Origin of the sequence: Dokdonella sp. (genome assembly GCF_035511235.1) — a bacterium.
Taxonomy (GTDB): Bacteria; Pseudomonadota; Gammaproteobacteria; order Xanthomonadales; family Rhodanobacteraceae; genus Dokdonella.
On the sequence record NZ_DATKFQ010000028.1, the window covers coordinates 45,979 to 72,886 of the forward strand.

A 26,908-nucleotide genomic window follows, 5' to 3' on the forward strand; every position below is an offset into this window, starting at 1 on the left:
CCGGCGTCCGGCGCCGCGCGCCGGCGCTCAGTCGGCCGGCGCGTCGACCAGTGCGCGCAGCAGCCGGAACAGCTCGCGCGAGGCGCGCGGCGGCTTGGCGCGCTCGGCTTCGAGCCGCGCCTGGCGGATCAGCGCGCGCAGCTGCTGGCGGTCGCCGCCCGGATGCCGCTCGAGCAGCGGGTCGAGCGCGGCGTCGCCTTCGGCGAGCAGGCGGTCGCGCCAGGCCTCGATCTGGTGCAGCACCGCGGTCTGCCGGTGCGCGCTCTGCCGGTCGTGGTCGAGCAGCTTGCGGACCGCGTCGAGCGCGTCCTCGTCGAGCCGGCGCAGCTGCTTGGCCAAAAACTGGGTCTGCCGCTTGCGCGCCCCGTGCGACGGCGTCGCGCGCGTGCGCTCGACCTCGCTGCGCACGTCATCGGGCAGCGGCAGGCGGTCGAGCTGGGCGTCGGACAGCGTGGCCAGCGTGGTGGCGAGCTTGAGCACGTCCAGCGCCTCGCGGCGCAGCTGGCTGCGGCTCGGGCCGTCGAATTCGTCGGTCGTATCGTGATCGATCATCGGAAAAGCATAACGTGAACGCAGCGCTCATCGACAATTCCCCCGATTCCAGCCTGGAAGAACTGGCCCGTCTCGCCGAGGTCTGCGACGACGTGCTGCGCCGCTGCCGAGCGGCCGGCGCGAGCGAGGCCGAGGTCGCCGCCAGCATCGATACCGGCCTGGACGTCGGCGTGCGGCTCGGCGAGGTCGAGACGATCACGCGCACGCGTGACCGCGGCGTGTCGCTGACGGTGCTGTTCGGCAAGCGCAAGGGCTCGGCCAGCACCGCCGATCTCGATCCCGAATCGATCGCGCGCACGGTCGAGCACGCCTGTGCGATCGCGCGCTACACCGAGGAAGACCCGTGCAACGGCCTGGCCGATCCGGCGCTGTACGCGCGCGACTTCCCGGACCTGGATCTGTGGCACCCGTGGCGGATCGGCGTCGAGGAAGCGATCGAGCTCGGTCTGCGCATCGAGGATGCCGGCCGCAGCTTCGACCCGCGCATCAGCAACTCCGAAGGCGCCGCCGTGCAGGTCGGCGAGTCGGTGCTGGCCAATGCCAACTCGGCCGGCTTCCGCGGCGTCGAGCGCAGCACGCGGCACCTGCTGTCGTGCGCGCTGATCGCCGAGGACGAGGCCGGCATGCAGCAGAACTACTGGTACGACGCGGTGCGCGCGGCGCAGGATTTCGCCGATCCGGAATCGATCGGCCGGCGCGCCGCCGAGCGCACGGTGGCGCGGCTCGACGCGCGCCGCCTGTCCACGCGCGAATGCCCGGTGGTGTTCGTGCCCGAGGTCGCGCGTGGTCTGATCGGGCATTTCCTGTCGGCGGTCAGCGGCGGCGCGCTGTACCGGCGCGCGAGCTTCCTGGTCGATCATCTGGGCAAGCCGGTGTTTCCGTCGTTCGTGCAGATGGCCGAGCGGCCGCGCCTGCCGCGCGGTCACGGCTCGAGCGTGTTCGACGCCGAGGGCGTCGCGACGCGCGATGCCGACCTGGTCCGCGACGGCGTGCTCGAGCGCTACATCCTCGGCAGCTATTCGGCGCGCAAGCTCGGCATGGCGACCACCGGCAACGCCGGCGGCATCCACAATCTCGTCGTCACGCCCGGCGCCGACGATCTGCCGGCCCTGCTCGGGCGCATGGGCACCGGCCTGCTGGTGACCGAGGTCATGGGGCAGGGCGTCTCGCTGATCACCGGCGACTACTCGCGCGGCGCATCGGGCTTCTGGGTCGAGAACGGCCGGATCGTCCATCCGGTCGAAGAGATCACGATCGCCTCGAACCTGCGCGCGATGTTCGCCGGCATCGTCGCGATCGGCCGCGACGTCGATCCGCGCTCGCACCTGCTGACCGGATCGATCCTGATCGACCGCATGACGATCGCCGGCGAGTAGCCGGCGCGGCGCGACTGGCGCGCGAGGTGTCCGTGCGCTGAACGGGTACGCCGGGCATGACCCCTCGCCCTTGACGCTCCGAGCGCCCGAATCCACCGTGGGAACCTCCCGCGAACCGGAGATCCGTGATGATCGATGACACCACCGCCACCCCGCCGAGCACGCTCAGCAACGACGAGCGGACCTGGGCCCTGCTCGGTCATCTGTCCGCGTTCAGCGCGTTCTTCACGGCCGGCTTCGGCTGCGTGCTCGGGCCGCTGGTGGTCTGGCTGGTCAAGCGCGACAGCCTGCCGTTCGCGGCCGATCAGGCACGCGAGGCGCTGAACTTCAACCTGACCGCGCTGATCGTCTGGATCGCGCTGTGGATCGTCACGATCGGCACCTTCGGAATCGGCATCTTCCTGACGCTGCCGCTCGGCCTGGCGCTGCTCGGCGTGTGGATCGTGCTGACGATCGTCGCGGCGATCAGTGCCAACAACGGCCAGACCTACCGCTATCCGCTGACGCTGCGGCTGATCAAGTAAGCATCGTTCCTGCGCGACCGGCCCGGCCCTGCCGGTTCCGGTCGCGCCCTCAGCCGTCCTGGCGCGCGCTGTCGAGCATCTGCCGCGCGTGCGCCAGGGTCTGCCGCGTAATCTCCACGCCGCCGAGCATGCGCGCGACCTCGTCGCGCCGAGCGCCCTCGTCGAGCGCCTCGATCTGCACGCGCGTGGAATCGGCGTCGCTGGACTTGGCGACGCGCAGGTGGTGATGCGCCTGCGCGGCGACCTGCGGCAGATGCGTTACGCACAATACCTGGCAGCCCGCCGCCAGCCGGCGCAGCTTCTGACCGACGATCTCGGCCACCGCGCCGCCGACCCCCGAATCGACCTCGTCGAAGACCATCGTGCCGGTCGCGTCGGCGCCGAGCGCGGCGACCTCGATCGCCAGGCCGATCCGCGACAGTTCGCCGCCGGAGGCGACCTTGCGCAGGGCGCGCGGGGGCTGGCCCGGATTGGTGCTGACCAGGAATTCGCAGCGTTCGCGGCCGGCCGCCGCCGGTTCGGCGTCGCCGCCGGATTCAAGCTGCACCTCGAAGCGGCCGGCCATGCCGAGTTCGGCCATCAGCGCGGTAACGCTCGCCGCAAGCCGCTCGCCGGCCTGCGCGCGGGCCGCGGACAGCGCATCGGCGGCGCTCGCGTAGTCGGCGGCGATCCGCGCACATTCGCCGTGCAGGCGCGCCAGTTCGTCGCCGGCGCCGCGCAGCGTGTCGAGCTCGGCGCGCAGCTCGTCGGCAAGCGGCTTGAGCTCGGCCATCGGTCGGCGGTGCTTGCGCGAGAGCTCGTGCAGCCGGGTCAGCTGCGCCTCGATTTCGGCGAGCCGCTCCGGATCGAGGTCGAGCGCATCCTGGTAGCGGCCCAGCGTGTCGCCGGCCTCCTCGACCTGGATCCGCGCCGCGTCGAGCAGCTCGGCGACGGCGCCGAGGCGCGGGTCGAGCTCGGTCAGACGCAGCGCGTCGGCCTGGGCGCGATGTAGCAGGCGCGACAGCGCGAACTCGCCGTCGCCGTCGATGCGTTCGGCCAGGTTCGCGCAGCCCTGCACGAGCTGGCCGGCATTGGCCAGGCGCCGATGGTTCTCCTCGAGCGCGGCGAAGGCATCGGCATCGAGTGCATGCCGGTCGAGCTCGGCCAGCTGGTGGCTCAGCCAGTCGATCCGCTCGGCGTGGTCGGTGCCGCCGGTCAGCTCGGCGACGCGCGCCTGCCTGCGGCGCCAGTCCTGGGCCAGGCCGGCCACGGTCCGGCGCGCCTCGTCGTGGCCGCCGAACGCGTCGAGCAGGTCCAGCTGCGCGGCGCGGTCGAGCAGGGTCTGGTGCTCGTGCTGGCCGTGGATCTCGATCAGCCGCTCGCCGAGCGCCTTGAGCTGGGCCAGCGCGACCGGGCGGCCGTTGATCCAGGCGCGCGAGCTGCCCTCGCTGCGGATCACGCGGCGCAGCTCGCAGGCGCTGTCGTCGTCGAGTGCCTCGGCGCGCAGCCAGGCGAGCAGATCCTCGCGGCCGTCGATCACGAAGCGCGCCGAGAGCTCGGCGCGGTCGCAGCCGTGGCGGACCAGGCCGCTGTCGCCGCGGCTGCCGGCCAGCAGCAGCAGCGCGTCGACCAGCAGCGACTTGCCGGCGCCGGTCTCTCCGGTGACCACGGTCAGGCCCTCGCCGAAGTGGATCTCGGCGTGCTCGACGATCGCGAAATCCTTGACGTAGAGGGTTTCCAGCATGGTGTGGGCGTGCGGTCCGAGGACGGTCGGGGCGCCGATTATCGTTGCCGGCGCCGGTCGTGAACAGGATGCTGCCCGGATCGCGTCGCACCGCGTGATACGCGGCGCCCGGCCCGCTGCGCGGCTCGCGGCGGCCGCATGCGACCGCTGGCGGCCGATGCGACATCGCCGCGGGGCACCGGCTGCGCCTTCGCCGCCGCGCCGGCATTCCCGGTGCGGCGGGCGCGCACGCCGCAGCCCCGGCCGGGGCCTGCGCCGCAGGGCGGCTTCCGCCCGCCCTGCTTGAACCCGGCGCGGCCGCTTGCTAGCGTGCTTGGCGCCGGCTGCCGGCCATTCGCACGTCCGATGAACCGTTCATCCGCTCACCCGCTCGACGCCCGGGCCCGCCAGCTGCTGCGCACGCTGATCTCGCACTACATCAGTGACGGGCAGCCGGTCGGCTCGCGCACGCTGGCCAAGTCCTCCGGGCTCGACGTCAGTCCGGCGACGATCCGCAACGTGCTGGCCGATCTGGAGGAGGTCGGTCTGGTCGCCGCGCCGCACACCTCGGCCGGACGCGTGCCGACCGCGCAGGGCTACCGCGTCTTCGTCGACAGCCTGCTCGAGATGCAGCCGCCCGACGAGGACCAGCTGGCCCAGCTGCGCCGCGAGCTGCCGACCGACGCGGCGACGCCGGACCTGCTCAACAGCGCGACCTCGCTGCTGTCGGAGATGACGCATTTCGTCGGCGTGGTCAGCGTGCCCAAGCGCGAGGAATTCCCGTTCCGGCACATCGATTTCGTGATGCTCGACGCCAGCCGCCTGCTGGTGATCCTGGTCTTCACCGACGGCCAGGTGCAGAACCGCGTGGTCGCGACGCAGCGCGCCTACGGTGCCAGCGAGCTCGAGCAGATCGCCAACTTCCTCAACGGCCAGTTCGCCGGCATGCGCATCGACGAGATCCGCGCGCGGCTGCTGCGCGAGATGCGCGAGGAGGGCGTGCGGCTGAACCGCCTGCTGAGCGCCGCGGTCGAGGTCGCGAGCCAGGCGTTCCAGGCCAGCACCGACAGCGACATGCTGGTGGCCGGCCAGACCCGGCTGATGGGACGCCAGGACCAGGCCGACATCGACCGCCTGCGCGAGCTGTTCGAGGCGTTCCAGCGCAAGCGCGACCTGCTGCAGCTGCTCGAGCGCTGCGCGCGCGCCGACGGCGTGCGGCTGTTCATCGGCGAGGAATCGGGCTTCGCGGCGCTGGACGGCTTCTCGCTGGTCACCGCGCCGTACGGCGTGCATGGGCGGATCCTCGGCGTGCTCGGCGTGATCGGCCCGACCCGGATGGCCTACGAGCGCGTGATTCCGATGGTCCAGGCCACCGCCCAGATCATCTCCGGCACCTTGAACCGCGCGCAGCCGGCACAATAAGTGCCCCACAATCGCATGCTGGCCTCCGGCGCCCGACGCCGGCGGCGTTTTTTTGACAGGTGGAGAGCAACGATGCAAAGCACCGATCCAGCCGGAAACCCCGCGCCCGAGGGCGCCGCGCCGCCGGACGAGGTGATGGCCGATCTCGACCGGCTCAATACGCAGCTGGCCGAAGCCGAGCGCAACCTCGCCGAGATGCGCGAGACGGTCCTGCGCGAACGTGCCGAGATCGAGAACCAGCGCCGGCGGCTGCAGCGCGATCTCGAGCACGCGCGCCGCTTCGCCAACGAGAAGCTGCTGGCCGATCTGCTGCCGGTCCTGGACAATCTCGAGCGCGGCCTGGCCGCGACCGGCGAGGATTTCGCGGCCCTGCGCGGCGGCGTCGAGCTGACGCTGCGCGAGCTGACGCGCGTGGCCGAGGCGAACGGACTCAAGGCGATCGATCCGGCCGGCGAGGCCTTCGATCCGGAGCGCCACCAGGCGATGCAGATGGTGCCGACGCAGGCGCACCCGGCCGGCTCGGTGGTCGCCGTGTTCCAGAAGGGCTACGTACTCAACGAGCGCCTGCTGCGCCCGGCGCTGGTCACGGTGGCGCAGGCCGCCCAGTGAGCGCGTGATCCGCGACGGCGGCCGGCGAGGGGCCGGCCGCCGTCGATTCGAAGCGCCGGTTTCCGGCGCGCCGTTGCACCGGGGAGTTCAGGAATTGGCTTTCAGCAGTGCGTCGACCGGACGCTGCGCGCACCGCGCGCAAGCGAGCGGTTCGATGCGCAAACCGCTTGAAAGCGGTGTCCAGACCCCCAGATTCTGCGCCAGTCACGGTCATTGCGACCGAATCCATTTCGCGGGAGAGAGTAGACCATCATGGGCAAGATCATCGGTATCGACCTCGGCACCACCAATTCGTGTGTCGCGGTCATGGAAGGCACGACGGCGCGCGTCATCGAGAATTCCGAGGGCGACCGCACCACGCCGTCGGTGGTCGCCTTCAAGGACAGCGAAGTCGTCGTCGGCGCCACCGCCAAGCGCCAGGCGGTGACCAATCCGAAGAACACGTTCTACGCGGTCAAGCGTCTCATCGGCCGCAAGTTCACCGACGCCGAGGTCCAGAAGGACATCGGCATCGTGCCGTACAAGATCGTCGCGCACGAGAACGGCGACGCCTGGATCGAGACCGCCGACGGCAAGAAGATGGCGCCGCCGGAGATCTCGGCGAAGGTGCTGATGAAGATGAAGAAGACCGCCGAGGACTTTCTCGGCGAGCCGGTCACCGAGGCCGTCATCACGGTGCCGGCCTACTTCAACGACAGCCAGCGCCAAGCGACCAAGGACGCCGGCCGCATCGCCGGCCTCGAGGTCAAGCGCATCATCAACGAGCCGACCGCGGCCGCGCTGGCCTACGGCCTCGACAAGAAGGGCGGCGACCGCAAGATCGCCGTGTACGACCTCGGCGGCGGCACGTTCGACGTCTCGATCATCGAGATCGCCGAAGTCGACGGCGAGCGCCAGTTCGAGGTGCTCGCGACCAACGGCGACACCTTCCTCGGCGGCGAGGACTTCGACAAGCGCGTCATCGACTATCTCGTCGAGGAGTTCAAGAAGGACCAGGGCGTCGACCTCAAGAACGATCCGCTCGCGCTGCAGCGTCTGAAGGACGCCGCCGAGCGCGCCAAGATCGAGCTGTCGAGCTCGCACCAGACCGAGGTCAACCTGCCGTACGTGACGGCCGACGCCTCCGGTCCGAAGCACCTCAACATCAAGCTCACGCGCGCCAAGCTCGAGGCGCTGGTCGAGGACCTCGTCAAGCGCACGATCGAGCCGTGCCGCATCGCGCTCAACGATGCGGGCCTGCGCGTGTCCGACGTCAGCGAGGTGATCCTCGTCGGCGGCCAGACGCGCATGCCCAAGGTGCAGGAAGCGGTCAAGGACTTCTTCGGCAAGGAGCCGCGCAAGGACGTCAACCCGGACGAGGCCGTCGCCGTCGGCGCGGCGATCCAGGGCGGCGTGCTCGGCGGCACCGTCAAGGACGTGCTGCTGCTCGACGTGACCCCGCTGTCGCTCGGCATCGAGACGCTCGGTGGCGTGTTCACCAAGCTGATCGAGAAGAACACGACGATCCCGACCAAGGCCTCGCAGACGTTCTCGACCGCCGAGGACAACCAGAGCGCGGTGACCGTGCACGTGCTGCAGGGCGAACGCGAGCAGGCGCGCTTCAACAAGTCGCTGGCGAAGTTCGACCTGGCCGGCATCGATTCGGCGCCGCGCGGCATGCCGCAGATCGAGGTCACGTTCGACATCGACGCCAACGGCATCCTGCACGTGTCGGCCAAGGACAAGAAGACCGGCAAGGAGCAGCGCGTCGAGATCAAGGCCGGCTCGGGCCTGTCCGACGACGAGATCCAGCGGATGGTCGCCGACGCCGAGGCCAACAAGGAAGAGGACCGCAAGTTCCACGAGCTGGTCGGCGTGCGCAACAAGGCCGATCAGCTGGTCCACGCCACGCGTGATGCGCTCAAGGAACACGGCGGCAAGCTCGCCGGTGGCCAGATCGGCCCGATCGAGGAAGCGCTGTCGGAGCTCGAGAAGGTCATGAAGGGCGACGACAAGGCGCAGATCGAGACGCGCACCAGCCGCCTCGAGGAAGTCGCGCAGGCGCTGTATGCGGCGGCCGCGGCCGGTCCGCAGCCGGGCGCTGACGCCGGTGCCCAGGGCGGCGCCGGTCAGGCCGCCGGCGACGATGTCGTCGATGCCGAGTTCACCGAAGTCAAGGACGACAAGAAGTAAGACGCTAGACGAGAGGGAACGGAGCCGGCCCGCCGGCTCCGTTTTCGTGTCCGCCGCCCCGACCTGACGTCTCGCGCCGATCATGAGCAAACGCGACTATTACGAAATCCTCGGTGCCGAGCGATCGGCCACCGAAGAGGAGATCAAGAAGGCCTTCCGCCGGCTGGCGATGAAATGCCATCCGGACCGCTGTCCCGACGACCCCGCCGCGCAGGAGCGCTTCAAGGAGGCCAAGGAGGCCTACGAGGTGCTGTCCGATCCGCACAAGCGCGCGCTGTACGACCAGCACGGCCACGCTGCGTTCGAAGGCGGCATGGGCGGCGGCGGCTTCCGCGGCGACGTCGACGACATCTTCGGCGACATCTTCTCGAACATCTTCGGCATGGGCGGCGGTCGCGGCGGCCCGCGGCGCGGCTCGGACCTGCGCTACATGCTCGAGCTCGACCTCGAGGAGGCCGTGTTCGGCGTCGAGAAGTCGATCGAGGTGCCGACCCTGATCGAGTGCGCGGCCTGTACCGGCTCCGGCTCGGCCGACGGCAAGACCACCACCTGCCACACCTGCCGCGGCCATGGTCGCGTACGCATGCAGAACGGCATCTTCTCGGTGCAGCAGACCTGTCCGCATTGCGGCGGCAGCGGCAAGACCATCGCCAATCCGTGCCGCGACTGCCGCGGCGAAGGCCGCGTGCACGACGAGCGCACGCTGTCGGTGCGCATTCCGGCCGGCGTCGACAACGGCGACCGCATCCGCCTGACCGGGCAGGGCGAGGCCGGTCCGCCGGGCACGGTGCCGGGCGATCTCTACGTCGAGGTGCGCGTGCGCGAGCATGCGATCTTCCAGCGCGACGGCGACGACCTGCACTGCGAGGTGCCGATCCGCTACGGCCAGGCCGCGCTCGGCGCGGAGCTGAAGATCCCGACGCTCGAAGGCGAGGCCAGCATCACGGTGCCGGCCGAAACCCAGAGCGGCAAGCTGTTCCGGCTGCGCGGCAAGGGCGTCAAGTCCGTGCGCAGCGGCCGCACCGGCGACCTGATCTGCCGCGTCGTGGTCGAGACGCCGGTGCGCCTGACGCGTGCGCAGCGCGAACTGCTCGAGCAGTTCGAGGCCACGTTCGAAGGCGCCGACGCGGCCGCGCATTCGCCGCGCAACAGCTCCTGGCTCGACAACGTCAAGCAGTTCTGGGATCGCGTGACGTCCTGACCGGCGTGGGCAACGGCGGTTCGCCGTTGCGCGGAGCAGGCTGGATGGTCGGCGAGCGCCGGTCGCGCGGCCGGTTCGCCGGACCGTATGCCGAACGCGTCGCCGGCGAACGATCGGAGCCCGTGGCGGCCGATGACGATGCATGCGGTCGCGCCTGGCTCGGGCCGGGACGCGCCAGCGCGCTCCCTCGCCAGCGGATCCGCCACCGTCCCCTGCGTGCATACCCAACGCGCGCGCCAGGCTCTACCATCCGCGCATGACCGATACCTCCAATCCGACCGCCGTCGCCGTGTTCGGCGCCACCGGCCGCATGGGCCAGGCGCTCGTGCGCGCGATCCGTACCGAACCGCGGGCGCGGCTCGCGGCCGCCCTGGTGCGCAGCGGCTCGTCGTCGGCCGGACGCGTCGTGCCGGATTTCGAGGCGTCCGCGCGCGACGGTGATGCCGAGCGCTACGCCGATCGCCTCGACGCTGCGCCGGCCGCGCTGATCGAGTTCGCCGGCCCGGCCGGTTTCGACGCCGCGCTCGACCTGGCGCTGCGCCGCGGCATCGCCTTCGTCAGCGGCTCGACCGGTCTCTCGGCGCCGCAGCTGGCCGCGCTCGATGCGGCCGCCACGCGGATACCGGTGCTGTGGAGTGCGAACTTCAGCCTCGGCATCGCCGTGCTGACGCGCCTCGTGCGCGAAGCTGCCGCGGCGCTGGCCGACTGGGACTGCGAGATCGTCGAGGCGCATCACCGCCACAAGCGCGATGCGCCATCCGGCACCGCGCTGGCGCTCGGCCGCGCCGCCGCCGAAGGGCGCGGCGTCGCGTTCGAGTCGGTCGCCGGCGCGGCCTCGCGCAGCGGCGAGCGGCGCGACGGCGAGATCGGCTTCGCGGTCGTGCGCGGCGGCGACGTCGTCGGCGAGCACAGCGTCTGCCTGCTCGGTGCCGGCGAGCGCATCGAACTGGGCCACCGTGCGACCGAGCGCGACATCTTCGCGCGCGGCGCGGTGCGCGCCGCGTTGTGGCTGGCCGGACGCGCGCCGGGCCGCTACGCGCTGCAGGACCTGTTCACGCGCTGAGCGCGGCGCGGCGTCAGCCGCCGGGCGGCGTACTCGGCTGCCGCGCCTGCGTCGCCTCGAGCCGCCGCTGCTGCAGCGCCAGCAGGCCGCCGGTCAGCCCCCAGACCAGCGAGATCGCCGCGCCGATCAGCGCGGCCAGCGCCGGATGGCTCGCGATCATGTCGATCAGCGCCTTGACCCAGGCGCTCAGCGCATCGGCGCCGCGATAGACCACGGTGTCGATGAAGTTCTTCGCCTTGTACTTGGCCTCCGGCGAGACCGCAGTGAACAGCATCTCGCGGCCCGGTCGCACCAGCGCGTACTCGCCGGCGCGGCGGACCACCATGACGACCGCGAACACCGCGAACACCGGCGCCACCGCCATCCACAGGAAGCCGGCCGCGACGACCAGCGGTACCGCGACCAGCAGGATGCCGACGCCGAGGCGCTGCGCGATGCGGCCGGTGAAGAAAACCTGGGTCAGGATCGCCAGTGTCTGCACGACGATGTCGAGCGTGCCGAATACGCGCGTCTGGTCGGCGCGGTCGGGGAAGGCCGCCTTGACCAGGTGCGCCTGCTCGAAATACAGGAACGTATTGACGCTGGCCAGCAGCAGCACGAACACCGCGATGCCGATCAGGAACGGCGACTTCAGCACCGCGGTCGCGCCGGCGAACGGACTGCCGCCGAGCGGCCGGCGCCGCGCGACGGTTTCGTCTTCCTTCAGCGGGTTCGCGTCGCGCCAGCGCTGCAGCCGGTATGCCGCGCCGATCGCGGCGGCGAGCAGCGCCGCCGACAGCACCAGCAGGCCGGCATGGCCGATCGTGCCGACCAGCAGCGTGCTCAGGAGCGGGCCGGTCAGGCCGCCGAGGCTGGCGCCGCCGGCCATCATCGCGAACAGCCGGCGTGCCTGCGCGCTCGCGAACAGATCGGCCAGCACGCTCCACGCCAGCGAGATCGACAGTAGGTTGAACACCGACAGCCAGACGTAGAACACGCGCGCGGCCCAGACGTTCTCCGGATCGAGCACGAAGCCGATCGCGAACGCGACGAGGTTCAGCGTGAAGAAGCCGTAGGTCCACGGCAGGATCTGCCGGCGCGGTACGCGCGCGGCCAGCCAGCCGAACAGCGGCAGCACCAGCAGCGAGCTGACGAAGGTCGCCGTGAACAGCCATTGCAGGTTCTCGATGCCGCCGGCGATGCCCATCGTCTCGCGCACCGGCCGCAGCATGAAGTAGCTCGCGAACAGCAGGAAGAACAGTGCCAGTCCGGCGAGCACGCCCTGGATTTCCTCGGGCCGGACATCGAACAGCCGGGCCAGGCGGGCGGTGAACGGAGAGGCGGTCGAGGTCATGGCGGGGCCTGTTCGGAAGCGCAAGAGGGACGACGGATCCAGGCGCTCCGGCCCGCACGACGACGCGGCGGCCGGCCGGTCGCCAGTCGCGTCAGCATGTACCGGACGCCACCGGCGCCGGCAAGTCCGCAAAGGACCGGCTGCGGTATCGTCGGCGCGAACCGCGCAGCGGATGCACCGGTGCGCGGTCCTGGCCGGCCGCCCGGGCGTCGAGTCAGCCGATCAGCTGGATCAGATCGTCGCGCTGGGCCTGCGTCAGCGTCGGCCCGCTGCCGGCCTTGAGATTGTCGCTCTGCCGGTCCGGCTTGCCGGTCGCCGGGATCACCACGGTGACCGCCGGGTGGCTCAGCGCGAACTTCAGGAACGCCTGCGCCCAGGAGCCGATGCCGGCCTCGCCGGCCCAGGCCGGCAGCGGCTTGTCCTTGACGCGCGCAAACAGCTGGCCGTCCTCGAACGTGCGATTGATCATCACCGCGACGCCGAGCTCCTGCGCGACCGGCAGCACGCGCTTCTCGGCGCCGCGCGTGCTGACCGAGTAATTGATCTGCAGGAAATCCGGACGCGTCGCACGGACCACTTCGACCAGCGCGTCGTGCCCGCTCTCCAGATAATGGGTCAGGCCGCTGTAGCGCACCTTGCCCTCGGCCTTGAGCTGGCGGATGACCTCGAACTGCTCCTTCCAGTCGCCGAGGTTGTGCACGGCGAGCAGGGCGACCTTGTCGGTCTTGAGCCGCGTCAGCGAGCCGGCGAACTGCGCGAGGCCCGCCTCGCGGCCCTTGACGCCGGACAGCTTGGTCGCGAGCCAGGCCCTGGACGTCAGGTCCTGCTCGGCGAGCAGGTCGCCCATCACGGCCTCGGCGGTGCCGTAGCTCGGCGCGGTATCGATCACGGTCGCGCCGCCGGCGAAGAAGCGCCGCAGCACCTCGCGCAGCGGATCGCGCTCGGCCGCGGTCTCGCCGACCTGGAAGCTGCCCGAGGTGCCCATGCCGATGACCGGTATCGCCTCGCCGCTGGAGGGGATCTTGCGGGTCTGCATCGCGGCCGCGGTCTGGGCCCAGGCGGTGCCGCCGGTCAGCAGGCCGGCCGGCAGCAGTCCGGCTGCCGCGGCGGCGGCGGCGGCGGAAAGCGTCATGAACTGGCGTCGCGTCGTCATCGGCGGTGTCCTCGTGCGGGTTGCGGTGGAGTCCGATTTTGGCGGCACGGCTGCGGATCGTGTGAAGATTGCGTTCAGCCGCCTGGCGCGCGCCGCGCGCCCCTGCGGCCGCGGCTGCCGGCAGCAGCCCCCGGTGAGTCCGCAGTCAGCCGGCCGCTGCTAGCGTGTGGGCCTCGCCGCGCGCGCGGTTGCAATCCATCCGGGCTTGGCTCAGGCTGGCCCGAGCACTCAAGGAGAATCCATTGCCCAAGACCCCACCCGCCGCGCGCAAGAGACGCAACGGCGGTTCCGGGCGCGATGACGCGCGCCCGGCCGACAACAAGAAGAACGCCCCCCGCAAGCCCCGTCCGCCCTGGATGCCCGAGCCGCCACCGCGATCGGCACATCCCGCTCCGCCCGCTGCCGCCTCCGCTCCGCGCGCTCCGAAGGCCGCCCGCGCCGCCGTCGCCGATCCGCAGGCCGAGCGCGAGGCCAGCCGCTATGCGCGGCCGATTCCGAGCCGCGAGGCGATCCTGCAACTGCTCGCCGACCGCGGCGAACTGCTGCGCGTGGAGCGCATCGCCGAGGCCCTGCAGCTGCACGAGGCGCCCGACTTGGATGCGCTGTCCAAGCGGCTCGCCGCGATGGTCCGCGACGGCCAATTGCTGCAGAACCGCCGCGGCGGTTTCGGCGTCGCGCAGAAGCTCGATCTGATCCCGGGCGTCGTGATCGCCAACGCGGAAGGCTACGGCTTCCTGCGCGCCGATGCCGGCGGCGAGGACCTGTATCTGTCGCCGGCGCAGATGCGCCAGGTGCTGCACGGCGATCGCGTGCTCGGCAGCGTGATCGGCGTCGACCGCCGCGGCCGCCGCCAGGGTGCGATCGTCGAAGTGCTCGAGCGGCGCCCTGCGCGCCTGGTCGGCCGTCTGGTCGAGGAGAACGGGCTGATGCTCGTCTCGCCGGACGACCGCCGCGTCCATCAGGACATCCTGATCCCACCGGCCGAGCGCGCCGGCGCGCGCGCCGGGCAGATCGTCATCGCCGAGATCACCGAGCCGCCGACCGCCTACCGTGGCCCGATCGGCCGCATCGTCGCCGTGCTCGGCGAGCGGCTGGAACCCTCGCTGATCGTCGAGATGGCGATTGCCAGCCACAACCTGCCGCACGAATGGCCGCAGGCCGCGCTCGACGAGGCGGCCCGGGTCGAGCCGACCGTCGCCGCCGAGGAGATCGCCGACCGCGTCGACCTGCGCGACTGGCCGCTGGTGACGATCGACGGCGCCGACGCCAAGGACTTCGACGACGCGGTCCATGCGCGGCCCACGCGTACCGGCTACCGGCTGATCGTCGCGATCGCCGACGTCTCGCACTACGTGCGGCCCGGCACCGCGCTCGACGAGGAGGCCTATTCGCGCGCCACGTCGGTCTACTTCCCGGGCTTCGTCGTGCCGATGCTGCCCGAGAGCCTGTCCAACGGCATCTGCTCGCTCAATCCGAACGTCGACCGTCTGTGCATGGTCTGCGACATGCGCATCGACCACGAAGGCGAGGTCTCCGGCACGCGCTTCTATCCGGCCGTGATGCGCTCGCACGCGCGCCTGACCTACGACCAGGTCTGGAAGGCGATCGGCGAACGCGATGCCGACACGCGCGCCGGTCTGGGCGCGCTGACCGAACACCTCGATCATCTGCACCGTCTCTACGGGATACTGGCCGAGGCGCGCCGCCGCCGTGGTGCGATCGATTTCGGCAGCCGCGAGGTCGAGTTCCGGCTCGACGCCGCTGGCGAGGTGGTGCAGCTCGACGCGCGCGAGCGCAACGATGCGCACATGCTGATCGAGGAATGCATGATCGCCGCCAATGTCGAGGCGGCGCGCTTCCTGCTGAAGAGACGCGTACCGGCGCCGTACCGCGTGCACGAGCCGCCGCCCGAATCCAAGTACGGCGACCTGCTCGAGTTTCTGCGCGAATTCCGCCTGCGCCTGCCGGCCTATGGCGAGGTCGAGCCGGCCGACTTCTCGAAGCTGCTGCTGGCGATCCGCAAGCGGCCCGATGCCGGCCTGATCGAGTCGGTCGTGCTGCGCTCGCAGAGCATGGCGGTCTACCAGCCGCAGAACACCGGCCACTTCGGACTCGCGCTCGATGCGTATGCGCATTTCACCTCGCCGATCCGGCGCTATCCGGACCTGCTCGTGCACCGCGCGATCCGCCACGCCCTCGCCGGCGGCAAGCCCGGCGACTACCGCTACAGCGCCGGCGACATGGCGATCATGGCCACGCACTGCTCGCACAACGAGCGCCGTGCGTCCGAAGCCGAGCGCGACGTCGACGAGCGCTACCGCTGCGCCTGGATGGAGAAGCACGTCGGCAGCGAGTTCGACGGCGTCGTCTCGGGCGTGACCTCGTTCGGACTGTTCGTCGAGCTGGTCGATTCGAAGATCAACGGACTGGTCCACATCACCCAGCTGCCGAACGACTACTACCACTTCGACCCGATCCGCCACCTGCTGACCGGCGAGCGGCGCGGCCTGGCGTTCCGCCTCGGCGATGCGCTGCGCGTGCAGGTGCTGCGCGCCAGCCTGGAGGATCGTAAGATCGACTTCCGCCTGGTGATGCCGCAGGAGGCGCCGGTGCCGGCTCCGGCTCCGGCCGCGCAGCGCGGCAAGTCGCGCCGATCGCGCAAGTCCGGCGGCTGACGACCAGGCAACGGCTGACCGGCACGAGCAAGGGGCAGGGTATGGGCAATGACGCGTTGCAAGCCTCGCAGGCCCCGGGCGGCCTGCATCATGCGCTGATGCGCATGGTCGGCAGTTGGCACGGCACCTCGCGCGTGTGGTTCGAGCGCGACGAGCTGGCCGACGAATCGCCGATCCGCGGCACGATCCGCGCCGCGCTCGGCGGGCGTTTCGTGATCCACGAGTATCAGGGCGCGTTCGGCGATCAGCCGCTCGAGGGACTCGCGCTGATCGGCCGGCATCTGGATGCCGGCCGTCACGAGATCGCCTGGATCGACAGCTTCCATACCGGCAGCTCGATCCTGTGGTCGACCGGCAGCGGCGAGGGCGGCCGCCTCGACGTGCTCGGCCGCTACGGCGGCCACGACGGCTCGCCGAGCTGGGGCTGGCGCAGCACGATCGAACAGCCCGACGACGATACCTTGATCCTGACCGCCTGGAACGTCTCGCCCGAGGGCGAGGAGGTCAAGGCCACCGAGATCGTCTACCGCCGCGACTGATGCCGCGGACGCGGGGGCGTCCGGTCGGGCGCGGCGGCCGCGGCGTCGCGACGCATCGGGCGATGCGCCGCCGGTCGGCTGCGGCGGGCGGCGGCCGGTTCGGTCACAATAGCCGGCCCGCCGGCCGTTTCCGGCTTCGCAACGACTCCCCCTGACGATCGATGAGCACCGAACTGCTGAGCGGCATCCACTCCGTCGAGGCCGCGTTGAACTACGACGCCGGCAACATCGTCGAGCTGTACATCGAGACCGGCTCGCAGAATCCGCGCATCCGCGAACTGTCCGAGCGCGCGCGCGAGCTCGGCGTGCGCCCGCATGCGCGCGACCGCGCGGCGCTGGACCGCATGACCGGCGGCACGCGCCACCAGGGCATCGCGGCGCGCTACACCGTGCCGCCGCCGCGTTCGGAGGCCGAGCTGCCGCAGCTGATCGAGCAGGCCGGCCGAGAGGCGCTGTTCCTGGTGCTCGACGGCGTGACCGATCCGCACAACCTCGGCGCCTGCCTGCGCAGCGCCGAAGCTGCCGGTGTCAGCGCGGTGATCGTGCCCAAGGACAAGGCGGTCGGCATCACGCCGACGGTGCGCCGTGCATCGGCCGGCGCCGCCGACCGCGTGCCGTTCGTCGCCGCGACCAACCTCGCGCGCGCGCTCAAGGCGCTCAAGGACGGCGGCGTCTGGCTGACCGGCCTGGCCGGCGAGGGCACCACGCCGCTCTACGCGGTGGACTTCGACGGTCCGGTCGCCCTGGTCATGGGCAGCGAAGGCGAGGGCATGCGCCGCCTGACGCGCGAAGCCTGCGATTTCCTCGCGCACATCCCGATGCGCGGCCAGGTCGAGAGCCTCAACGTTTCGGTCGCGGCCGGCGTGGCGCTGTTCGAGGTGCTGCGGCAGCGCCATGCGAGATCCGCTAGCGCATGAGGCATCGAACCATCGCACGGACGGCGACGTTGGGCGCAGTCGCCTTCTTCGCCGTAGCGGCAGCCTATTATCTGCTGACTGGCATCGGCGCGATCGCCAATCTGGCTTTTCCGCAGCTGATGGCCGATCAGTACCGGTTCTATCCGAACTACATTCTGCGTCCGTTCCCCGACAATGCCCTGCAGCTCGAGAACGGGCACCGGCCCATTCTGCCGGCGCTCGTTCGTGTCTGGGAATTGCGGTCTTTCGAGGGCAGCCTGAAGCTGCAAATCGTCGTCGGCGCGTTCCTGGCGATTCTTGCCGTCGCGCTGACCGCACTGGCGGTGCTCCGCCAGCGCTCATGGCCGGCCTCGGTGCGTGCGGCCGGTGTGGCTTTCTCGTGCATCGCCGTGTTCTGGCTCGCCAACGCGCGAATGCTGCTACACAGCAACGAGATGGTGCCGGTCTATCTCGTGATCGCAAGCCTGGTGCTCGGCGCCTGGGCGGTCCACCGGGCCACCGTCTCCGGGGAGACACTCTGGATGTGGGGAGCCGGACTTGCCGCGGCGGCCGCGACGTTCAGTTTCGGCACCGGCGTGGCCTGCTTCGCCGCATTCGCCTGCATCGCCTGGATGAGCGGTGTGTCCTGGCGGGGCCTGCTGCCGCTGGCGGTCACGGCGGGGCTGTGCATGGTGGCCTATCTGGTACTGCTGCCCGGCGACCAGGGGGTGCGCCAGTCCCTTCAATTGCGCCCGGTCGAGAATTTCACGATAGCGGCACGCTGGCTCGCGTCTCCTTGGATCCATGCCTGGTTCGGAATGGCCGATCCACCGATGAATGCGAGTTTGGCCGGCGCACAGTCGAGCCGGCGGATCGCCGGACTCCTCGCCTCCTCGGCTACGCAGATTCAAAACGTATTGCACTTGCCCTGGCGCGGCGCCGGAGCCGTTTTCACCGGCGCGGTCGGGCTGATCGTGCTGACCGGCCAGGTGCTGTGGGGCGTCTGGCACAGACGCAAGCTCGATCGCGTGGCGATCTTGGCCTATACCTTCATGCTGTTCGGTGCCGCCAGTGCCCTGCTGATCGGAATGGGGCGGCTTGCGTACTTCGAACAGCATCCGGAACAGATCTTCGCCGACCGCTATCTGGTCTGGCCGTGCCTGTTCTGGTTGGGGTTGGGCCTGCTGACGCTCTCCTGGAGTACGCGGCTCAGCGGTCCGGCGCGTGCCGTGATCGTGCTTCTGGCGGCTGCCGTACCGATCGTGGTCGCGCCCACCCACCGCTCGGCGGCGAGCTGGGCGGCCGCACTCTACGAAGGCAACGCGGCGACCGAGGCGGCGGCGTTGTCCGACGTCATCGACCCCCGGATCTTTCCGGACCATCGGCCCGACGCCAGCCTGGAAGAACGGATCGCGACTCTGAAACTGATGCAGCAAAAGCGTCTCGGAATGTTCGCGTCACCGTATGCGGCGCTGCTGGGTCGGCATCTGTCGCCATTGCGCGCGTCCAGCGGCGAAGCGACGGTTCGCATCGTCGATCTCGAGCCGGTCGAAGATGCGCGCGACCGTCGCCCTGCAGCGCGTGTCAGAGGCATCGTCGCGAGCGGGATCGCCTATGTCGCCGACGCCGGAGGCCTGGTGGTCGTGGACGAGGCAGGCGGCGTTCGCGGCTTCGCGGCTTTCACACGCTTCGACGATGGTGGTGGCGCGATCCGGCTTTCGGTGCCGCGCAAACGCGGTTTCACCGCCTACGTGCGCGACTACGATCCACGCGTGCGGTACAGACTGGTTCGAGTCGATCGTGAAGGGACTTCGGGTCTCGTACTGACCGAGCTACCCGGCTTCGAGCGTCCGGAAACACCGTCGCCGAGTGCTCACAACGAGGCCAGCCACGCCTCGTCCGATCCTTCCTCGACGCCCTCGAACAGGTACGTGCTGAGATAGCGTTCGCCGGTGTCGGGCAGCATCGCCAGCAGCACGTCGCCCTCCTGCGCCTCGCGCGCGATCTCCAGCGCGGCGGCGAACGTGGCCCCTGCCGAGACGCCGCAGAAGATGCCCTCGTCGCGCGCCAGCGCGCGGGCGGTGTCGCGCGCGAGGAATTCGTCGACCGCAAGCAGGCGATCGACGACGGTGCGGTTCAGCACCGCCGGCACGAAATCCGGCGTCCAGCCCTGGATCCGGTGCGGCTTCCATTCGGCGCCGGCGAGCAGGGCGGCCGGGCCGGGTTCGGCGGCGGCGATGCGGACTTCGGGCCGCGCCGCGCGCAGCATCTCGCCGACGCCGGTCAGCGTGCCGCCGGTGCCCCAGCCGGTCACGAACCAGTCCAGCCGCTGTCCGGCGAAGTCCTGCAGGATCTCAGGACCAGTGGTGTTGCGGTGCCAGGCCGGATTGGCCTCGTTCTCGAACTGGCGCGCCAGGAACGCGCCGTGCTTCTCGGCGAACTCGGCCGCGCGGCGGACCATGCCGCTGCCGCGCTCGGCCGCCGGCGTCAGGATCACCTTGGCGCCGTAGGCGCGCATCAGCTTGCGGCGTTCGATCGAGAACGTCTCGACCATGAACGCGACGAACGGATAGCCGCGCGCCGCGCAGACCATCGCCAGCGCGACGCCGGTATTGCCCGAGGTCGCCTCGACGACGGTCTGGCCGGGCGCGAGCAGGCCCTTGGCCTCGGCGTCGAGGATGATCGCGAGCGCCAGCCGGTCCTTGACCGACCCGCCCGGATTGAAGGCCTCGCACTTGACGTACATCGACACGCCGGGCGGCGCGAGGCGGCTGATGCGCACGACCGGCGTGCGCCCGATCGTGTCGAGGATGCTGGCGTGGATCATCGCGCGTCTCCGTACCGTGGCCGATCGGGGGCCAGCATAGTCCCGGCCGCGAGCGCCGGCCAGTCCGGCCGGCGCGGCTACTCGGCCGCCGGGCCGTGCAGCACGGTGCTGGCGGTGGCGTCGCCCTTGCGGCGGATCTGGCCGATGCGGCTGCCGTGCACGAGGTAGTAGACGTTCTCGGCGATGTTGGTCGCGTGGTCGCCGATGCGCTCGATGTTCTTGGCCATGAACAGCAGATGGGTCGACGCGGTGATGTTGCGCGGGTCTTCCATCATGTAGGTCAGCAGCTCGCGGAACAGGCTGGTGTAGAGCTCGTCGAGCTCCTCGTCGCGCGCCCAGGCGAGCAGGGCGGCGTCGGCGTCGCGGTCGCGATAGGCGTCGAGCACGTCGCGCAACAGTTCGCCGGCCAGTTCGGCCAGGCGCGGAAGGGCGTGTACCGGCTTGACCGGCGCGAGCTGGTTCAGCGAGATCGCGCGCTTGGCGACGTTGGCCGCGTAGTCGCCGATGCGCTCGATGTCGGCGGCGATGCGCAGCGCGGCCATGACCTCGCGCAGGTCGCGCGCCATCGGCGCGCGCGCGACCAGCAGCTGGACCACGTCGTGACTGACCTCGAGCTCCAGCGCGTCGATCGCGCCATCGCTGCCGACGACGATCTCGGCGGCCTCGCTGTCGCGCTTGACGACGGCGTCGATCGACGCCTCCAGCTCGGCCAGCGCCAGGTCGCCCATGCGCTGGATCTCCTGGGTCAGGCGCTGGAGTTCGGCGTCGTAGCTCTTGACGATGTGCTCGGAAACGGGTGCGTTCATCAGGGGTCCTCAGCCGAAACGGCCGGTGATGTAGTCTTCGGTCTGCTGCTTGGCCGGCTTTGTGAACAGCTTGTCGGTCGCGCCGAACTCGATCAGCTCGCCCAGGTACATGAAGGCGGTGTAGTCCGAGCAGCGCGCCGCCTGCTGCATGTTGTGGGTGACGATCGCGATCGTGTAGTGCTCCTTGAGCTCGGCGACCAGCTGCTCGATCTTGCCGGTGGCGATCGGATCCAGCGCCGAGGTCGGCTCGTCGAGCAGCAGCACGTCGGGCTTGAGCGCGACCGCGCGCGCGATGCACAGGCGCTGCTGCTGGCCGCCGGAGAGGCCGAGCGCGCTCTGCTTGAGCTTGTCCTTGACCTCGTTCCACAGCGCGCCCTGGACCAGCGCCTGCTCGACGCGTACGTCCAGATCGGCCTTGGACAGTTTCTCGTAGTGACGGATCGCGTAGGCGATGTTCTCGTAGATCGACATCGGAAACGGCACCGGCTTCTGGAACACCATGCCGACCTTGCCGCGCAGCCGGTTGAGCGCATAGGACGGGTCGAGGATGTTCTCGCCGTCCAGCAGCACCTCGCCCTTGGCGACCAGCTTCGGGTACAGCGCGTAGATCCGGTTGAAGATGCGCAGCAGGGTCGACTTGCCGCAGCCGGACGGTCCGATCAGCGCGGTCACGCGCTTCTCGGCGATGTCGATGTTGACGTTCTTGAGCGCGTGGAACCCGTCGTAGAAGAAGTCCAGGTTGCGCGCGCTCATCTTCGGCGCCGCGCCGGCCTCGGCCGCGCGCGGCGAACCGCCGACGGTCGGCGTGGAAATCGCAAACGGTGCGTCAGTCATGGCTGATCTTGTTCCTGAGGAGAATGGCGCGTGCGAGCAGGCTGAGCAGCAGCACGAAGGCGGTCAGCACCAGGGCGCCGGCCCAGGCCAGAACCTGCCAGGATTCGTAGGGGCTGCCGGCGTACTGGTTCATCACGACCGGCACGCTGGCCATCGGCCGGGTCAGGTCGGTGCTCCAGTACTGGTTGCCGAACGCGGTGAACAGCAGCGGCGCGGTCTCGCCGCTGATGCGCGCCAGCGCCAGCAGGATGCCGGTGACGATGCCGGCCGAGGCGCTGCGGTAGAGCACCTGGGCGATCACCTTCCACTGCGGGATGCCGAGCGACAGCGCGGCCTCGCGCATCTGCGAAGGCACCAGGCGCAGCATCTCGTCGGTGGTGCGCACGACCACCGGCAGCACGATGAAGGCCAGCGCGATCGCGCCGGCCAGCGCCGAGAAGCTGCCGCCCATCTGCGCGACGACGATCGTGTAGACGAACAGGCCCAGCACGATCGAAGGCGCCGACAGCAGGATGTCGTTGACGAAGCGGATCACCGTGCCGATCCTGCGCGCGCCGGCGTACTCGGCCAGCCAAGTGCCGGCGGCGATGCCGAGCGGCGTGCCGATCAGGATCGCCAGCAGGCACATCACGGCACTGCCGAAGAACGCGTTGAGCAGACCGCCTTCTTCCATCGGCGGCGGCGTCATCTGCGTGAACAGCGCCAGGTTGATGCCGGCCATGCCGCGCGAGACGGTCGTCCAGAGGATCCAGAACAGGAAGAACAGGCCGAACAGCGCCGCGGCGCACGACAGCACCAGGGCGAGCCGGTTGACCAGGGCGCGGCGCATATAGAGGCGGCGCGCGACCGGGCTTTCCGGCAGCGGAGCGACGACGCTGTTCATCGGCCGCCCTCCCTGCGCGCGAGCTGCATCAGCATCAGGCGTGCCGCAGCGAGCACGATGAAGGTCACGATGAACAGCACGAAGCCGAGCAGCAGCAGCGCCGACCGATAGCTGTCGGTCGCCTCTGCGAAGTCGTTGGCGATCAGCGCCGCGATCGTCGTGCCCGGTTCGAGCAGCGACGGCGAGAAGCGCACCGTGTTGCCGACGACGAAGGCCACCGCCATCGTCTCGCCGAGCGCGCGGCCGAGGCCGAGGAATACGCCGCCGATCACCGCCGAGCGCGTATACGGCAGCACGACGTCCCAGACCACTTCCCACTTGGTCGAGCCGAGCGCGTAGGCCGATTCCTTCAAGCGTGTGGGCACCGTCAGAAACACCTCGCGCATCACCGAGGAGATGAACGGAATCACCATGATCGCCAGCACGAAGCCGGCGGTCAGCATGCCGATGCCGAGCGGCGGGCCGCGGAACAGCACGCCGATCAGCGGCAGCGTGCCGAGGTGGTCGTTGAACCACGGGGTGACGTACTCGGTCATCACCGGCACCAGCACGAACAGGCCCCACATGCCGTAGATGATCGACGGCACGCCGGCCAGCAGCTCGATCGCCGAACCGACCGGTCCGCGCAGCCAGGTCGGCGCGACCTCGGTCAGGTACAGCGCGATGCCGAAGCTGACCGGCACCGCGATCACCATGGCGACGATCGCGGTGACCAGGGTGCCGTAGATCGGAACGAGCGCACCGTAGCGGTTCTCGACCGGGTTCCACTCGGTCGAGAAGAAGAAGCGCCAGCCCTCGCTCGCGAGCACCTCGCGACCGCCCCAGAGCATCGACAGCGCCGCGCCGGCCAGCGCGATCAGGACGAGGATCGCGGTCAATCCGAGCGCGATGCTGAAACCGCGGTCCTGCCGTTCGTCGCGGCGCGCGCGCCGCTCCTCGATCAGAACCGCATCGGCAGCCAGGCTGCTCATGCGTCTACCCGTGCGTTGGGATCGGCGCGCTCGGCGCCGACCGGAAAAGAGGGAGCGGAGGGCGCCGCGGCCACGAGGGCAGGGCGCCGTCCGCTCGGCTCGAAACGTCGCCGGCGCAGGCCGGCGACCGTACAGCGCTTACTTGATCTTCGCGGCCCAGTAGGCTTCGATCTGCTCCACCAGCGAGGCCGGCAGCGGCACGTAGTCCAGCGCCGAGGCCTGGGTCTTGCCTTCGGAGTAGGCCCAGGTGAAGAACTCGCGCGCGGCCTTGGCGCGGGCGGCGTCCTTGGGCTGGGCGTGCATCAGGATGAAGTTGGTCGCGGCGATCGGCCAGGCCTCGTCGCCCGGCGCGTTGGTGATGACCAGGCTGAAGTCCTTGGCGTTCTTCCAGTCGGCGCTGGCGGCCGCGGCGGCGAACGTCTCGGCGCTGGGCTGCACGAAATGGCCGGCCTCGTTCTGCAGCGACACGTACGCCATCTTGTTCTGCAGCGCGTAGGCGAGCTCGACGTAGCCGACCGCGTTCTTGACCTGCTTGACGTAGGCGGCGACGCCCTCGTTGCCCTTGCCGCCGAGGCCGTACGGCCACTGCACCGAGGTGCCTTCGCCGATCTTGTCCTTGAACGCCGGGCTCACCTTCGACAGGTAGTTGACGAAGTTGAACGTCGTGCCCGAGCCGTCCGAGCGATGCACGATCGAGATCGTGCCCGACGGTAGCTTGAGGTCCGGGTTGTGCTTGGCGATCGCTTCATCGTTCCACTTGGTGATCTTGCCGAGGAAGATGTCGGCCAGGACCGGACCGGTCAGCTTGAGCTGGCCCGGGCCGATGCCCTCGACGTTGACCACCGGCACCACGCCGCCGATCACCGACGGGAACTGCACGAGGCCGGCGTCGGCCAGGTCGTTGGGCTTGAGCGGCGCGTCGGACGAGCCGAAGTCCACCGTGCCGGCCTTGATCTGGGCGATGCCGCCGCTGGAGCCGATCGACTGGTAGTTGATGCGATTGCCGGTGGCCGCGTTGTAGTCGGCCGACCACTTGGACATCAGCGGAAACACGAAAGAGGCACCGGCGCCGGTGACTTCCGCGGCCTGGGTGGTGCCGACGGCGAACACGGTGGCGAGACCGAGTGCGACCGCACGCAGCTTGATCGAGATGGACACGCTGGCGACTCCTTGGGCTGAATGGACAAAGCGATGGCGCGCTTTGTAGCCCCGGGAGGTTGCAGAACGATGTGGGAAATATGTCAGTCGTGTTTCAGCGGCCGATCCAGGCCTCGCGGCGGCGGTAGTGAATCTTTACAGATCAATGGTTTGTATCGATGTCATCCGATGACGCCGTATGACGGCCGGCGATCCGCAGGAGCGCCCGGATCGTGGACGGGCGAGGTCGCCGTGCGGCGGCGCGCCGTCATCGGAAGCGCAAGGATGGTCGTGACGCGGCGCACGGCCGGCGGCGCTCAGTCGCCGCTGATGACGTCCGGTCCCTTGCCGGCGGTCTTCTCGTAGAGGCCCTTGCCGATGCGGCGGTACTGCGTGAAGCCGTTCTTGGCGACGTTCGATTCGCGCAGGTGATGCGCGCCGCCGCTGACGACCTGCGGCGCCGAGATCACGCGCTCGACGGCCGCGCCGCAAGCCGGGCAGGCGGTCAGCGCCGGATCGGCCAGGCGCTGCAGCAGATCGAATCCGGCGCGGCACTGCGGACAGGCGGCAGCAGCGTCGCGAGGGCGGTAGTGGTGGATCGGCATGTCCGGAGCATGCGGCCGGCCCGCCGGCCGATCAAGCGCCGCCGTACTGCAGCGTCCAGGCGTCGTCCATCTGCTTCCAGCGGTTGACGATGCGGCAGAACAGCTCGGCGGTGCGCTCGGTGTCGTAGACCGCCGAATGCGCCTCGTTGGCGTCCCACTGGAAGCCCGCGCTGACCATCAGCTTGCCGAGCACGGTCTGCCCGTAGGCCAAGCCGCCGAGCGTCACCGTGTCGAAGCAGCTGAACGGGTGGAACGGGCTGCGCTTGTGGCCGGTGCGCCGGATCGCGGCATTGAGGAAGCCGAGGTCGAACGCCGCATTGTGGCCGACCAGGATCGCGCGCTGGCAGTCCGCCTCGCGCAGCGCCTTGCGGACCGGATTGAAGATGTGGTCGAGCGCCGCGCGCTCCTCGAGCGCATTGCGGAACGGATGGTCCGGATCGATGCCGGTGATCTCGAGCGCGCGCGGGTCGATGTTCGCGCCCGGAAACGGCACCACGTGCGTCGACACCGTCGGCTGCGGGTGGAGCTGACCGTCGGCGTCCATGCCGATGACGACGCAGGCGATCTCGAGCAGGGCGTCGCGTTCGGCGTCGAAGCCGCCGGTCTCGACGTCGACGACGACAGGAAGATAGCCCCGGAAGCGCTCGGCGATGCGCCGGGGAGAAGAGGAAGGCTGCATCCGCCGAGAATAGCGGATCGCGCCGATCGGGCGATACTGGGACGGTACGCGGCCGCGCGCGTCAGCCGCGTCGCGTGCCGAGCAGCGCGCCGTGACGGCGCAGCTCGGCCAGCATCGCCAGGCCCGCGGCCCGCAGGGCCGGTTCGTCGCGGCCGAGCTGCGCGAGCACGCGCGCGACCGCTTCGCCGCCGCTGCAGTCCGGATCGTGACGCAGCGCCTCGATCAGCAGCGCGGTCAATGCGTCGATCTCGAGGAAGTGCACGTCCCCGTCCGCATCGCGCGTCAGCGCGATCAGCGTCGGCTGCTGCGGCGTGGCGTCCGCAATCGCCGCGGGGCCGATCCGGTGCACGGGGTGGCGATAGGCGAGCACGCGCAGCAGCGGCGAGAGCACCGGCACGCCCTCGGCGAGGTCGCCGCCGGCATCGTGCGCCGGTGCGTCGGCCAGCGAGGCCTCGTCGAGCATCAGCGCCAGCTCGCTCCATTCGTAATGCGCCAGCTCCGCCAGATACGGCGGATCGTCCGCGCCGGCCTCGGCGCGCGCATCGAGAAAGCGCACGAACTCGCGGCCGACCTCCGTGAACAGCGGCGTATGGCTGACGTGATCGCGCAGGAACGCACGCACGCGCGCCTGCCAGGCCGGCGCGTCGTGCAGCGCGCGGATCACCGGGAAGTTCGCCGCGAGCAGGCCCTCGACGGTATTGAAGACCAGCTCGCGGTAGACCGCCATGCGGCGCGGTGCGACGTCCGGCGGCGGCGCCCGGCGATCCGGATCGCGCAAGTGCGCGCAGAACGCGCGCTGGCGGGCCTCGAGCGCGCCGGCGTAGGCGTCCTCAGCCATGTGCGGCCCGTGCCGGCGCGGTGCCGGAGCGCGCCGCGGCCTGCTGGCGTTCGCGCACCGACCGCACCTCGCCGATCAGCTCGTCGAGCGGCGGGAAGTTGAAGTCGCGTT

Annotated in this window: 24 protein-coding genes; 11 read left to right on the forward strand and 13 right to left on the reverse strand. The window is 70.3% G+C overall.

What is annotated here, in order from left to right; all coding sequences use genetic code 11:
- Positions 1-27: 27 nt before the first annotated feature.
- The gene (yjgA, locus tag VMR06_RS12270) at positions 28-552 is read right to left on the reverse strand and encodes a ribosome biogenesis factor YjgA (RefSeq protein WP_325376724.1); all 525 of its coding nucleotides are present in this window, start codon (positions 550-552) and stop codon (positions 28-30) included.
- Positions 553-566: 14 nt separating this feature from the next.
- Between yjgA and pmbA the strand changes: the two genes are divergently transcribed.
- Together pmbA and VMR06_RS12280 are read left to right on the forward strand one after the other, a co-directional pair.
- Positions 567-1,928 carry a metalloprotease PmbA gene (gene pmbA / locus VMR06_RS12275; RefSeq protein WP_325376726.1) on the forward strand — a complete coding sequence of 454 codons (1,362 nt, stop codon included), beginning with the start codon at positions 567-569 and terminating at the stop codon, positions 1,926-1,928.
- A gap of 128 nt (positions 1,929-2,056) precedes the next feature.
- The gene (locus VMR06_RS12280) at positions 2,057-2,452 is read left to right on the forward strand and encodes a DUF4870 domain-containing protein (RefSeq protein ID WP_325376728.1); all 396 of its coding nucleotides are present in this window, start codon (positions 2,057-2,059) and stop codon (positions 2,450-2,452) included.
- 49 nt (positions 2,453-2,501) lie between these two features.
- On the opposite strand, the gene recN is transcribed toward VMR06_RS12280, so the two are convergent.
- Positions 2,502-4,175 carry a DNA repair protein RecN gene (gene recN, locus VMR06_RS12285; protein WP_325376730.1) on the reverse strand — a complete coding sequence of 558 codons (1,674 nt, stop codon included), beginning with the start codon at positions 4,173-4,175 and terminating at the stop codon, positions 2,502-2,504.
- A gap of 345 nt (positions 4,176-4,520) precedes the next feature.
- On the opposite strand from recN, the gene hrcA reads away from it, so the two are divergent.
- The 5 genes from hrcA to dapB all read left to right on the forward strand — a co-directional run bounded on the left by hrcA (position 4,521) and on the right by dapB (position 10,621).
- The gene (gene hrcA / locus VMR06_RS12290) at positions 4,521-5,576 is read left to right on the forward strand and encodes a heat-inducible transcriptional repressor HrcA (RefSeq protein WP_325376731.1); all 1,056 of its coding nucleotides are present in this window, start codon (positions 4,521-4,523) and stop codon (positions 5,574-5,576) included.
- A 72-nt stretch (positions 5,577-5,648) separates the two neighbouring features.
- On the forward strand, positions 5,649-6,185 hold the full coding sequence (grpE, locus tag VMR06_RS12295; RefSeq protein ID WP_325376732.1) for a nucleotide exchange factor GrpE: 537 nt from the start codon (positions 5,649-5,651) through the stop codon (positions 6,183-6,185).
- 252 nt (positions 6,186-6,437) lie between these two features.
- On the forward strand, positions 6,438-8,357 hold the full coding sequence (gene dnaK, locus VMR06_RS12300) for a molecular chaperone DnaK (RefSeq protein WP_325376733.1): 1,920 nt from the start codon (positions 6,438-6,440) through the stop codon (positions 8,355-8,357).
- A gap of 82 nt (positions 8,358-8,439) precedes the next feature.
- Positions 8,440-9,558, forward strand: coding sequence for a molecular chaperone DnaJ (gene dnaJ / locus VMR06_RS12305; protein ID WP_325376735.1), 1,119 nt, complete (start codon positions 8,440-8,442; stop codon positions 9,556-9,558).
- 256 nt (positions 9,559-9,814) lie between these two features.
- Positions 9,815-10,621, forward strand: a complete 807-nt coding sequence (gene dapB, locus VMR06_RS12310; protein ID WP_325376737.1) for a 4-hydroxy-tetrahydrodipicolinate reductase — start codon at positions 9,815-9,817, stop codon at positions 10,619-10,621.
- A gap of 13 nt (positions 10,622-10,634) precedes the next feature.
- Here the strand turns inward: dapB and VMR06_RS12315 are convergent, their stop codons facing one another.
- Positions 10,635-11,954, reverse strand: a complete 1,320-nt coding sequence (locus tag VMR06_RS12315; RefSeq protein ID WP_325376739.1) for an NTP/NDP exchange transporter — start codon at positions 11,952-11,954, stop codon at positions 10,635-10,637.
- 214 nt (positions 11,955-12,168) lie between these two features.
- Positions 12,169-13,107: an aldo/keto reductase gene (locus VMR06_RS12320; RefSeq protein WP_325376741.1), complete on the reverse strand. Its 939-nt coding sequence runs from the start codon at positions 13,105-13,107 to the stop codon at positions 12,169-12,171.
- A gap of 356 nt (positions 13,108-13,463) precedes the next feature.
- On the opposite strand from VMR06_RS12320, the gene rnr reads away from it, so the two are divergent.
- The 4 genes from rnr to VMR06_RS12340 all read left to right on the forward strand — a co-directional run bounded on the left by rnr (position 13,464) and on the right by VMR06_RS12340 (position 19,160).
- Complete coding sequence (gene rnr, locus VMR06_RS12325) at positions 13,464-15,782, forward strand: ribonuclease R (RefSeq protein ID WP_325376764.1); 2,319 nt, start codon at positions 13,464-13,466, stop codon at positions 15,780-15,782.
- A 41-nt stretch (positions 15,783-15,823) separates the two neighbouring features.
- Positions 15,824-16,321 (forward strand): DUF1579 domain-containing protein, encoded by a 498-nt coding sequence (locus tag VMR06_RS12330; protein WP_325376743.1) that lies wholly within the window; start codon positions 15,824-15,826, stop codon positions 16,319-16,321.
- 161 nt (positions 16,322-16,482) lie between these two features.
- Positions 16,483-17,238: a 23S rRNA (guanosine(2251)-2'-O)-methyltransferase RlmB gene (rlmB, locus tag VMR06_RS12335; RefSeq protein ID WP_325376745.1), complete on the forward strand. Its 756-nt coding sequence runs from the start codon at positions 16,483-16,485 to the stop codon at positions 17,236-17,238.
- A 29-nt stretch (positions 17,239-17,267) separates the two neighbouring features.
- Positions 17,268-19,160, forward strand: a complete 1,893-nt coding sequence (locus VMR06_RS12340; RefSeq protein ID WP_325376747.1) for a hypothetical protein — start codon at positions 17,268-17,270, stop codon at positions 19,158-19,160.
- On the opposite strand, the gene cysK is transcribed toward VMR06_RS12340, so the two are convergent.
- The 9 genes from cysK to VMR06_RS12385 form a co-directional block, all read right to left on the reverse strand.
- Entirely contained in the window at positions 19,091-20,044 is a 954-nt protein-coding gene (gene cysK / locus VMR06_RS12345; RefSeq protein ID WP_325376749.1) for a cysteine synthase A, read from the reverse strand. The two genes, VMR06_RS12340 and cysK, sit on opposite strands and share 70 nt — an antisense overlap.
- 77 nt (positions 20,045-20,121) lie before the next feature.
- Complete coding sequence (gene phoU, locus VMR06_RS12350) at positions 20,122-20,850, reverse strand: phosphate signaling complex protein PhoU (protein ID WP_325376751.1); 729 nt, start codon at positions 20,848-20,850, stop codon at positions 20,122-20,124.
- Between the two features lie 9 nt (positions 20,851-20,859).
- The gene (gene pstB, locus VMR06_RS12355) at positions 20,860-21,603 is read right to left on the reverse strand and encodes a phosphate ABC transporter ATP-binding protein PstB (RefSeq protein ID WP_325376766.1); all 744 of its coding nucleotides are present in this window, start codon (positions 21,601-21,603) and stop codon (positions 20,860-20,862) included.
- Positions 21,604-21,676: 73 nt separating this feature from the next.
- Entirely contained in the window at positions 21,677-22,567 is an 891-nt protein-coding gene (pstA, locus tag VMR06_RS12360; RefSeq protein WP_414648123.1) for a phosphate ABC transporter permease PstA, read from the reverse strand.
- Positions 22,564-23,538 carry a phosphate ABC transporter permease subunit PstC gene (gene pstC / locus VMR06_RS12365; protein WP_325376753.1) on the reverse strand — a complete coding sequence of 325 codons (975 nt, stop codon included), beginning with the start codon at positions 23,536-23,538 and terminating at the stop codon, positions 22,564-22,566. Before pstC ends, pstA begins: the two co-directional genes overlap by 4 nt.
- A 138-nt stretch (positions 23,539-23,676) precedes the next feature.
- On the reverse strand, positions 23,677-24,696 hold the full coding sequence (pstS, locus tag VMR06_RS12370) for a phosphate ABC transporter substrate-binding protein PstS (protein ID WP_414648125.1): 1,020 nt from the start codon (positions 24,694-24,696) through the stop codon (positions 23,677-23,679).
- 296 nt (positions 24,697-24,992) lie between these two features.
- Positions 24,993-25,280, reverse strand: a complete 288-nt coding sequence (locus VMR06_RS12375) for a zinc ribbon domain-containing protein (RefSeq protein WP_325376754.1) — start codon at positions 25,278-25,280, stop codon at positions 24,993-24,995.
- A gap of 31 nt (positions 25,281-25,311) precedes the next feature.
- Positions 25,312-25,959 (reverse strand): ribonuclease T, encoded by a 648-nt coding sequence (rnt, locus tag VMR06_RS12380; RefSeq protein ID WP_325376756.1) that lies wholly within the window; start codon positions 25,957-25,959, stop codon positions 25,312-25,314.
- A 61-nt stretch (positions 25,960-26,020) separates the two neighbouring features.
- Positions 26,021-26,797, reverse strand: coding sequence for a DNA-binding domain-containing protein (locus VMR06_RS12385; protein WP_325376758.1), 777 nt, complete (start codon positions 26,795-26,797; stop codon positions 26,021-26,023).
- Positions 26,798-26,908 lie beyond the last annotated feature (111 nt).